This window comes from Kitasatospora kazusensis, assembly GCF_039529945.1.
GTDB classification, from domain to species: domain Bacteria; phylum Actinomycetota; class Actinomycetes; order Streptomycetales; family Streptomycetaceae; genus Kitasatospora; species Kitasatospora kazusensis.
The window spans coordinates 17,023-27,938 of sequence record NZ_BAAANT010000062.1 but is presented as its reverse complement, the minus strand read 5'-3'; the positions used below and the strand labels follow the sequence as shown (position 1 = coordinate 27,938).

Annotated in this window: 5 protein-coding genes; all 5 read left to right on the top strand. The window is 74.1% G+C overall.

Going from position 1 to position 10,916, the window contains the following annotated elements:
* A partial coding sequence (locus ABD330_RS29910) for a type I polyketide synthase (RefSeq protein ID WP_344469408.1) occupies nucleotides 1-2,932 on the top strand: 2,932 nt, incomplete at its 5' end.
* Nucleotides 2,929-7,542 carry a type I polyketide synthase gene (locus tag ABD330_RS29905; RefSeq protein ID WP_425555685.1) on the top strand — a complete coding sequence of 1,538 codons (4,614 nt, stop codon included), beginning with the start codon at nucleotides 2,929-2,931 and terminating at the stop codon, nucleotides 7,540-7,542. The genes ABD330_RS29910 and ABD330_RS29905, both read left to right, overlap by 4 nt.
* Entirely contained in the window at nucleotides 7,542-9,047 is a 1,506-nt protein-coding gene (locus tag ABD330_RS29900) for an FAD-dependent monooxygenase (RefSeq protein WP_344469404.1), read from the top strand. The genes ABD330_RS29905 and ABD330_RS29900 overlap by 1 nt, the downstream gene beginning before the upstream one ends.
* Nucleotides 9,044-9,823, top strand: coding sequence for a 2-oxo acid dehydrogenase subunit E2 (locus ABD330_RS29895; RefSeq protein ID WP_344469402.1), 780 nt, complete (start codon nucleotides 9,044-9,046; stop codon nucleotides 9,821-9,823). The genes ABD330_RS29900 and ABD330_RS29895 overlap by 4 nt, the downstream gene beginning before the upstream one ends.
* On the top strand, nucleotides 9,820-10,893 hold the full coding sequence (locus tag ABD330_RS29890; protein ID WP_344469400.1) for an alpha/beta fold hydrolase: 1,074 nt from the start codon (nucleotides 9,820-9,822) through the stop codon (nucleotides 10,891-10,893). Before ABD330_RS29895 ends, ABD330_RS29890 begins: the two co-directional genes overlap by 4 nt.
* Nucleotides 10,894-10,916 lie beyond the last annotated feature (23 nt).

The window sequence follows — 10,916 nt, the reverse complement described above, 5'->3', positions numbered from 1 at the left end:
CCACACCACCGGCCACACCATCGGCACCCTCCGCCGCGACCACGGCAACCTCACCCGCCTCCTCACCTCCGCCGCCCAAGCCCACACCACCGGCACCACCATCACCTGGCCCACCACCGAAAACACGACCGTCGCGACCGACCTCCCCACCTACCCCTTCCAACACGAGAGCTACTGGCTCCACACCCCCACCACCACCGACCTCACCACCACCGGCCTCCACCCCCTCGACCACCCCATCCTCACCGCCACCACCACCCTCCCCGACGGCACCCACCTCCTCACCGGCACCCTCACCCACAGCCGCCACCCCTGGCTCACCGACCACACCGTCCACGACACCACCCTCCTCCCCGGCACCGCCTTCATAGAGCTGGCACTACACGCCGCCACCTTGGCCGGCTGCGAGCACCTGGAGGATCTGATCCTCGAGGCGCCCATCACGCTGGCCGAGGACGAGACGGCTCAGCTTCAGGTCCGGGTCGACGCCCCGGACGGGGACGGCCGACGCGCCGTCACCGTCCACTCCCGTCCCGCCGGCCTGAACACGGTGGACAGCTGGGTCCGCAATGCCCACGGCACCCTCAGCACCGCCGCGTCGGCCGCCACTGCCGATGCCGGGGCCTGGCCCCCCGCCGGCGCGGTGCCGGTCGATACCGGCCGGCTCTACCAGGACCTCACCGCGGTCGGCCTCACCTACGGGCCCGTCTTCCAGGGCCTGCGCACCGCATGGCGCCACGGCGACACCGTCCTCGCCGAGGTGATCCTCCCGCCGGAGGCCGTCCATGACGGATTCGGCGTCCACCCCGCACTCCTCGACGCGGCCCTGCACGCCATCGCCTTCACCGCCGAGGGCGGCGCCGAGAGCGCCGGTATCCATCTCCCGTTCAACTGGACCGGGGTCTCGCTGCACGCCGCCGACGCCCAGACCCTGCGAGTGCGCATCACGCCCGTCGGCTCGCGCGAGGTCGCACTGCGGATCAGCGATCAGAACGGCCGGCCGGTCGTCACGGTCGACTCCCTGACGCTCCGACCGATCACGCCCGAACAGCTCGCCGCCGTCCGGACCAGCCGGCGCGACCCGCTGCACCGGATCGAGTGGACGGCGCCGGCATCGCCGGCCGCCGGGGCGGCCACCGAGCCGTGGGCGGTGATCGGCGCGGCGGATCTGGTGGCGGCACTGCAGGAGGCCGGGCTCGACGCCCGCAGCTACGGCGAGCTGGCGACGCCGGACGCGGCCGGGACGGAACCGGCCGCCAGGGCCCGTGCCGTCACCGGGCAACTGCTCGGCCTGGTGCAGGAGTTCCTCGCCGACCAGGAGCTGGCCGAGCACCGGCTGCTGATCGCCACCTCGGGGGCGGTACCCGGGGCCGGCGAGCTGCACGACCTCGGTGCCGCCGCGCTCTGGGGGCTGGTGCGCTCCGCGCAGTCGGAGAACCCGGGCCGCCTGGTGCTGCTGGACCACGACGGCCGCCAGGAGTCCTACCGCGCGGTGCCGACCGCCCTGGCCGGCGACGAGCCGCAGCTGCTCGTCCGGGACGGCGCCGTCTCGGCGCCCCGGGTCACCCGGGCCACCATGGACCGGGCCGACGCCGAGCAGCCGGCCGGTGCCGCACCCTTCGGTCCCGAGGGGACGGTCCTGATCACCGGCGGCACCGGCACCCTGGCGGCGCTGACCGCCCGTCATCTGATCTCCCGGTACGGAGTGCGCCGACTGCTGCTGCTGAGCCGGCGCGGCCTCGCGGCCGACGGCGCGGCGGACCTCGCCGCCGACCTCCAGCGGCTCGGCGCCGAGGTCACCGTCGCGGCCTGCGACGCGGCCGACCGCGCGGCCCTCGCCGAGGTGCTCGCGACCGTTCCGGAGGAGCACCCGGTCACGGCCGTGATCCACGCGGCCGGCGTGCTCGACGACGGCACGCTGCCCTCGCTCACCGGGGAACGGCTCGACGCCGTGCTGCGCCCCAAGGCCGACGCGGCCTGGAACCTGCACAAGCTCACCGAGCACCTGGACCTGACGGCCTTCGTGCTCTTCTCCTCCCTCGCGGGCACACTCGGCAATCCGGGCCAGGCCGGCTACGCCGCCGCCAACGTCTTCCTGGACGCCCTGGCCGAGCACCGGCGGGCCGCGGGGCTGCCCGCGCTGTCGCTCGCCTGGGGTCTGTGGGAGGAGGGCAGTGGGCTGACCGGCGAGTTGGTGAAGGCCGACCTCGCCCGGCTGGCCGGCCGCGGCCTGGCCGCGATGCCCACCGAGCAGGCGCTGGACTTCCTCGACGCCGCGCTCGCGGCCGGCCGGCCGACGTACATCACCGCGCGGCTCAGCCTCCCGGTGCTCCGCCGACAGGCGGCCGCCGGCACACTGCCCGCGGTGCTGCGCGGCCTGGTGCCGGTGCCCAGTCGGGCCGGGGAGAGCACCGCCGGGCTGCCCGAGCGGCTGGCCGCGCTGGCTCCCGAGGAGCAGCGGGGCCTGATCCTGGCCACCGTCCGCGGCCAGATCGCCGCCGTCCTCGGCCACCGCGGGGCGGACGCGATCGACCCGGACCGCCGGTTCCAGGAGCTCGGCTTCGACTCGCTCACGGCGGTCGAGTTCCGCAACCGGCTGGCCGCCGACGCAGGTCTGAAGCTGCCCGCGACGCTGGTCTTCGACCATCCCACGGCTGCGGCGCTGACCGAGTACCTGCTGGGCAAACTGGGCGGCGGCACGGCCGAGCCGGCCGCACTGGCCGAACTCGCCCGGCTGGAGGCCGACCTCCTGGGGATGGCACCGGACAGCTCGGGCCGCGCCCGGATCGCCGTACGGCTACGGACCCTGCTGGCACGGCTGGACGAGGCGGCCGCACCTGCGGGCCCCGCCGCCGAGGACCGGCTCCGCTCGGCCACCACCGACGAGGTCTTCGACTTCATCGACCGGGAGTTGGGTCGGGCCCTGCAGTGAATTCTCCCCACCTCACAGAAGGGCCGGACAGCCCGATGACGAACGAAGAGAAACTCGTCGACTACCTCAAGTGGGTCACGGCGGACCTCCAGCAGACCCGGCAGCGGCTGCAGCAGGCCGAGTCGGCGGACCGGGAACCGATCGCGATCATCGGGATGAGCTGCCGCTACCCGGGCGGTGTGCGCTCTCCCGAGGACCTGTGGCGGCTGGTCAGCGAGGGGACAGACACGGTCTCCGGCTTCCCCGGCGGCCGCGGCTGGCCGCTGGCCGAGCTGTACCACCCGGACCCGGACCACTCGGGTACCTCCTACGCACGCGAGGGCGGCTTCCTCTACGACGCCGACCACTTCGATCCGGCCTTCTTCGGCATCAGCCCGCGCGAGGCGGCCGCGATCGACCCGCAGCAGCGACTGCTGCTGGAACTCGCCTGGGAGGCCTTCGAACGGGCCGGCATCGTCCCGGCCGACGTGAGCGGCAGTGCCGTGGGCGTCTTCGCCGGAGTGATGTACGACGACTACGGCGGCCGCCTGATGCACCGGATTCCGAAGGAGGCCGAGGGCCTGATCGGCACCGGCAGCGCGGGCAGCCTGGCCTCGGGGCGGGTGGCCTACACCTTCGGCCTCGAAGGCCCGGCAGTCACCATCGACACCGCCTGCTCGTCCTCGCTGGTCGCGATGCACCTGGCCGGCCAGTCCTTGCGGCGGGGCGAGTCCACACTGGCCCTGGCCGCCGGGGTCACGGTGATGGCCACCCCGGGCGTGTTCATCGAGTTCAGCCGTCAGCGAGGCCTGGCACCCGACGGCCGCTGCAAGTCCTTCGCGGCCGCCGCCGACGGGACGGGCTGGGGCGAGGGCGGCGGGGTCCTGCTGCTGGAGCGCCTCTCCGACGCCGAGGCCAACGGGCATCCCGTGCTGGGCGTCATCCGTGGGTCCGCGGTGAACCAGGACGGGGCGAGCAACGGCCTGACCGCCCCCAACGGCCCCTCCCAGGAGCGCCTGATCCGCCAGGCCCTGGCCGACGCCCTGCTCACCCCCGCCGAGATCGACGCGGTCGAGGCGCACGGCACCGGCACCACCCTCGGCGACCCGATCGAGGCCCAGGCCCTGCTCGCCACCTACGGCCAGGAGCGGCCGGCAGGCCGGCCGCTCCGGCTCGGCTCGGTCAAGTCCAACATCGGGCACACCCAGGCCGCCGCAGGCGTGGCCGGGGTGATCAAGATGGTCCAGGCGATGCGGCACGGCGTGCTGCCCAAGACCCTGCACGTGGACGAGCCCACCCCGCACGTCGACTGGACCAGCGGCGCGGTCGAACTTCTCGCCGAGCCGGTGGCCTGGCCGGAGAGCGACCGGCCGCGCCGGGCCGCCGTCTCCTCGTTCGGCATCAGCGGTACCAACGCGCACGTCATCCTGGAGTCCGCCCCGGTCGCCGGTTCCCTTCCGGAGGAGCAGCCCGAGGCGGCGGCACCGGTCGTCCCCTGGGTGCTGTCCGGCAAGAACGAGGCGGCGCTGCGCGACCAGGCCGTCCGGCTGCGCGGCTGGCTGGCGGAGCGGCCCGCGGCCGACCCGGTCACGGTCGGGCGGGCACTGGCCGTGACCCGGACCCACTTCGGCCACCGGGCCGCCGTGGTGGCCGCCGCGCCGGCCGCCTTCGGCCAGGCGCTGGACGCGATGATCCGTGGCGAGGCCGCCGCCGCGCTGGTCCAGGGCGTCGTCCGGCCGGGCAAGTCGGCCTTCCTGTTCACCGGCCAGGGCTCCCAGCGTCCCGGCATGGGCCGCGAGCTCTACGACCGCTACCCCGCGTTCCGGCAGGCCTTCGACGAGGTCGCGGCCCAGCTGGACGGCCACTTGGAGCACCCGCTGCGCGAGGTGGTCTTCACCAACGCCGAGCTGCTGCACCGGACCCAGTACACCCAACCCGCGCTCTTCGCGCTGGGAACCGCCCTGTTCCGGCTGTTCGAAACCTGGGGCATCACGCCCGACTACGTCGCAGGTCACTCGATCGGCGAGCTGACCGCCGCCCACGTAGCCGGCGTGCTGTCACTGCCCGACGCCTGCGCGCTGGTCGCCACCCGCGCCCGCCTGATGCAGTCCGCACCCGGCGGTGGCGCCATGATCGCCATCCAGGCCACCGAAGACGAACTGCGCGAACACCTCGACGACCGAGTGGCGATCGCCGCCCTCAACGCCCCGCAGTCCACCGTCATCTCCGGAGACCCCGCAGCCGCCACCGCAGTCGCCGACCACTTCGCGGGGCTGGGGCGCAAGACCAAGCACCTCCAGGTCAGCCACGCCTTCCACTCCCCCCACATGGACACCGTCCTCGACGCCTTCCGCGAACAGGCAGCCGGCCTCACCTACCACCCACCGAAGATCCCCGTCGTCTCCAACCTCACCGGCAAACTCGCCACCACCGAACAGCTCTGCAGCCCCGACTACTGGACCGACCACATCCGCCAGCCCGTCCGCTTCACCGACACCATCCACACCCTGCACGAGGAGGGCGTCACCGCGTTCGTCGAACTCGGCCCCGACCCCGTGCTGACCGCCCTCACCCGGGACACCCTCGGCGCGTCGGCGGCCGAGGCCCAGGCGCCGACGCTGGTACCGGTCCTGCGGAACAAGCGGCCCGAGCCACAGAGCGCCATGACCGCCCTCGCCGCGCTGCACACCTGGGGCAGCCCGGTCGCGTGGAATGAGGTCCTGGGGGCCGCCGGGCGGGCGGACCTCGATCTGCCGACGTACCCCTTCCAGCACCGGCCCTACTGGCTCGGCCCGGTGGCGACGCCCGGGGGGCTGGACGCCGAGCGGTCGGCGACGGCCGAGAGCGGCTTCTGGGCGGCCGTGGAGCGGGCCGACCTCGACGCGCTGGACGGGCTGCTGCAGGCCTCCGAGGAGGAGCGCCGCAGCCTGGCGGCGTTGCTGCCCGCGCTGGCCGGACTGCGCCGCCGGGCCGGCCTGGGCTACACGATCGGCTGGCAGCCGATCGCCGACACCCCGGCGCCGGCCCTCGGCGGCCACTGGCTGCTGCTCGCGCCGGCCGACCCCGAGGCCGGAGCCGAGGAGCTGGCTGCGGCGCTGACCCGCGCCGGGGCCGACGTCACCACGGGCACTCCGGGGTCGCTGCGCGAGATCCGGCCGACCGGACCGGTGCGCGGGGTCCTGCTGCTGGCCGAGACCGAGGGGGCGGACCTCACGGCCGACGAGACCGGCGGCGCCACTCCGGTACTCGACGCGCTGGAAGCACTCGGCATCCCGGCGCCGCTCTGGGTCCTGACCCGGGGTGCGGTGTCGGCCACGGCCGCCGACCCGCTGGGCAGCCCGGACGCCAGCGCGCTCTGGGGCGCCGGCCCCGCGCAGTCCGCGCGGTATCGCGGGCGTTGGGGCGGTCTGCTCGACCTGCCGCCGGTACTCGACCGGGCGGCCGAACGCCGGCTGGCAGCGGTCCTGACGGGCGCTACCGGCGAGGACCAGCTCGCGCTGCGCCCGGCCGGGCTCTTCGCGCGCCGGCTGCTACCGGTCGGCACCGGCAGGGCCGACGGCAGCTGGAAGCCGACCGGCACGGTGCTGGTCACCGGTGGCGCCACCGAGGCGGGCCGCCACGTGGCCCGCCGGCTGGCCGCGCACGGCGCACAGCACCTGCTGCTCGCCGTCCCGCCGACGGTCGACGCCGGGCCGGACCTGGCCGATCTGGAGGCCGAACTGACCAGTCTCGGCGCCAAGGTGACGTCGGCCTCCTGCGACCTGGCCGACCGCGACGCACTGGCTCGGCTGCTCGACGGCATCCCGGCCGAGCACCCGCTCGACGGTGTCGTCCACCTCTCCTCGGCCGACGACTCGGCACTGTCGGCCCGCGCCCGGCGCAGCGCCGCCGTGAACCTCGACGCGCTGACCCGCGACGCCCGGCTGTCGGCCTTCGTGCTGGTCTCCGACCTGGCAGGTGCACTCGGCCTGCCCGCTGCGACCGGCCTGGCCACGCTGCCCGCCTTCCACGAGGCGATCACCGCGCGGCGCCAGGCGGCCGGCCTGGCCGCGCTGTCGCTCTGCTGCGGTCCGTGGGCCGAGCAGCCGGGCACGGACGCGCAGGCGGCACTCGACCGGGGGCTGCGCACACTGGCACCCCGGTCCGTGCTGGACGAACTCGGGCGGCCCGGCCGGCTGGTCGTCGCCGACGTCGACTGGCCGGTGCTGGCCGCCCGGCCGGCGGCAGCCGGCCCGGCCCGGTTCTTCCAGGAGATCCCCCAGGCCCGGGCGGCCTTCGAGGCGACCGCCGAGCAGGAGCCGGCCCGGTCGGCCGGGTCCGTGCTGGAGCGGCTGGCCGCAGCGCCCGCCGAGCAGCGCCCGGAGATCCTGCTGGCCCACCTGCGCGCCGAGATCGCCTCGGTACTGGGCCTTGCCGCCGGCGAGGAGATCCGCGCCGACAGCGACCTGATGGACCTCGGCTTCTCCTCGCTCACCGCGATGGAACTGGTCACCCGCACCAAGGCGGTCGGCATCGAGCTGACGCCCGCGCTGATCTACGACCAGCCCACCCTGCTCGATCTGGCGCAAGCCCTGCTCGACACCCTGACCGACTCCCTCACGACTGTCCCCCAAACCCAGAGGAGCTCCTGATGAACACCACCGTGGTCATCGCCGGCGCCGGCCCGGTGGGCCTGCTACTCGCTTGCGAGCTACGCCTGTTGGGGGTGGAGGCGGTCGTCCTGGAGCGCCTGGCGCAGCCTCGCGAGGAGTCCCTCGGCTCGGCGCTGAACGCCGGGACGGTCGAGATCCTCGACCAGCGCGAGGTGATGGAGTCGATCCGCGCCGACGGGTTCGAGTGGCCGCTCGCAGTCTTCGCCGGCTATCCGCTGGCTCCCGAGGCCCTCAAGGAGCGGCACAGCTCCACCCTGATCGTGGGTCAGGCCATGGTGGAGCGGCGGCTGGAGGAGTACGCCCTGAAGCTCGGCGCGGACATCCGCCGCGGCCACGCGATCACCGGGCTGGCACAGAGCGAGGCCGCGGTCGAGGTCACCGTGCAGTCGGCCGGGGGCGAGTATCCGCTGACGGGTCGCTACCTGGTCGGCTGCGACGGCTCCGCCAGCACCGTGCGGGAGCTGGCCGGGATCGCCTTCGTCGGCGAGGAGCTGCCCTTCCACGGCCTGATCGGCGATCTGGAGGTCGACCCGGGCGACGAGCTCCTGCAGCACCTGGGCCCCCGGACGACCAGGCTCGGGCCGTACATGCTCTCCCCGGTCAGCGAGAACGTGCTGCGCATCGCCCTGGGCGAGTTCGGCGCCGAGCCGCCCGACCCCGAGGCGGAGCCCACGCTCACCGAACTGCGCGAACTGGCGGAGCGCCTGACGGGTCATCGGATGACGACGGGTCGCAAGCGCTGGCTGGTCCGCTGGTACAACGTCAACCGGCAGGCGGAGCAGTACCGCAAGGGCAATGTCCTGCTGGCCGGGGACGCGGCCCACGTCCAGTTCCCGCTGGCCGGCCTGGCCCTGTACACCGGACTGGAGGACGCCCTCAACCTCGGCTGGAAACTGGCCGCGGATCTGGCCGGGCGCGCGGCGCCGGGCCTGCTGGACACGTACCACGCCGAGCGGCACCCGGTCGGTGCGCGCTCCGTGCTGACCAGCCGCGCGCAGGTGGCGCTGACCCATCCGATGGACCGGATCAGCCCCGTACGCGAACTCTTCGGCGAGCTGGTCAAGCTTCCCGAGGTCAACGAGTACCTGGTCAACCTGAGCTGCGGGCTCGGCGTCCGGTACCCGATCGACTACGCCGGCGTCGAGTCGCACCCGCTGCTCGGTCGGCGACTGGTCAACGCGGCGCTGGTGACACGGACGGGCGGGACCACGGTCGCGCAGACCCTGCACCGGGCCCGCGGCGTGCTGCTCGACCTGTCGGGCGGCACGGCCGGGCTGCCCGACCTCTCCGGTTGGCAGGGCCGGGTCGACCTGGTCACGGCCGAGCCGTCCGAGGAGATCGCGGCGGCCGCGGTCCTGCTGCGTCCCGACGGCCGGGTCGCCTGGGCCGGTCCGGTGGACGGCGCGAAGACGCCGGACGCCGGGCTCCGCGCGGCACTGGACACCTGGTTCGGCGCCCCGGACGACGTGGCGGACCTCGCGTGAGCACCCCCTCGCGGGTGCGCGGCACCCCGATCGCCCGGGAGCGGCGGCCCACCCTGCACTTCCTCCGGGAGGTCCGGAGCATCTCCCCGGTCTTCCTGGACACCGACATCGACATGACCGCCGTGGTCCGGCACCGGGACACCGTGCGCAAGTTCTCCGTCGTCACCTATGTGCTGCACGAGGCCGCGCGGGTGCTGGCCGCCCATCCGGAGGCCAACGCGGCGATGCGCGGCCGACTCCGGCCGCGCATCGCCCGCTACTCCTCGGTCAACGGCAAGTTCACCCTGGACCGGACCATGAACGGGCAGCGGATCGTGGTCTCCACGGTGCTGCCCGACCTGCACCGGTCGGGGCTGGCGGAGATCCAGCAGCGGGTCGACCACTTCCGCGACGGCGATCCGGCCGTGATGCCCGAGTTCGCCCCGACCCGGCTGCTGCAGCGGCTGCCCCGGCCGCTGGGTGGCCTGCTCTTCCGCCTGGGGGTGCGCCCGCTGAGCCGGCGGGCGCAGACCTTCGGCACCTTCGCGGTGACCTCGCTGGGGCACCGCCCGGTCGACGGGTTCTACTCGGTGGGTGGGGCCACCATCACGCTCGGCCTCGGCCGGATCACCGACCGACCCGTCGTGCGCGACGGCCGACTGGCCGTCGCACCGCTGATGCGGCTCTCGCTCACCTTCGATCACCGGGTGATCGACGGTGCCGAGGGCGCGGACGTGCTCGCCGACCTCAAGCACGCCCTGGAGGCGTTCACGGACTCGCGGGAGGTAGCGGAATGAACAGCGTCGAGGAACTGAAGCGGTTTGTCGCCGTCCACGCCAAGGGACAGCAGATCCCGGACTTCGACCGGGTGCTGGACCGCATCACCACCGACGGCGAGGGCCCCGGCTCCTGGACCGGCGAGTGGTGCACCGAGGCGGAGCGGCTGGAGGACGAGGGCCGGGATCTGGAGGCCTGCCGGCACTTCATCATGGCGAGGTTCCCGTTCACCGGCACGCCCGCCCGGCTGGCGGCGGCCGAGCGCTCCGTCGCGGCGTTCGAACGCTGGCGGGCGGGCTCGGGGCAGGACATCCACCGGCTGGAGGTGGAGATCGAGGGCCGGAAGGTCGGCTGCTGGCAGTCGGGTCTGTCCGCCACGGCCGGCCGGCCGCTGCTCGTCCTGATGGGCGGCAACGTCAGCGTCAAGGAGCAGTGGGCGCCCGCCCTGCCGGTCTTCCGCCGGCTGGGCATGGCCGCCATCGTGGTCGACCTGCCCGGCATCGGCGAGAACCCGGTGCCGTACGACGAGAAGAGCCACCGGTTCCTGTCCGGGCTGCTGGACGCGGTCGCCGACCGGGCGGACGTCACACGGACGTACGCGCTCGCGCTGAGCTTCAGCGGGCACCTGGCCCTGCGCTGCGCCATGGACGACGCGCGTATCCGGGGTGTCATCACGGCGGGCGCGCCGATCAGCGAGTTCTTCACCGATGCCGGCTGGCAGCGCGGGGTTCCGCAGATCACCGTGGACACCATGGCCCATCTGACCGGGACGGATCTGGCAGGCCTGCGCCACTGGGCCCTGCCCACCGAACGGTTGGCCGCACTGGACATCCCGGTCGCCTACGTGGCCAGCACCCGGGACGAGATCGTGCCCCGGGCGGATGTGCGGCTGCTGCACCGACACGTGCGGCAGCTGCGCGTACTGGAGCACGACGACGTGCACGCCGCGCCGGGCCATGTGGAGGAGAGCAAGCTCTGGTCCGCGCTCTCGCTGCTGCGGATGCGCAAGGTCCTCGGCCCACAGCGGCCGGCCCTCGGCCTGCTCTACACCCTGGCCCGTCTGCGGGCCCGTTCCACCTCGGCGCTCTGACCTCACGTCGGCCGACTTTGCAA

Excerpts from the sequence above, each read along its gene's own strand:
- ABD330_RS29890 (WP_344469400.1), top strand. The coding sequence starts at position 9,820 with ATGAACAGCGTCGAGGAACTGAAGCGGTTTGTCGCCGTCCACGCCAAG.
- ABD330_RS29900 (WP_344469404.1), top strand. The coding sequence starts at position 7,542 with ATGAACACCACCGTGGTCATCGCCGGCGCCGGCCCGGTGGGCCTGCTA.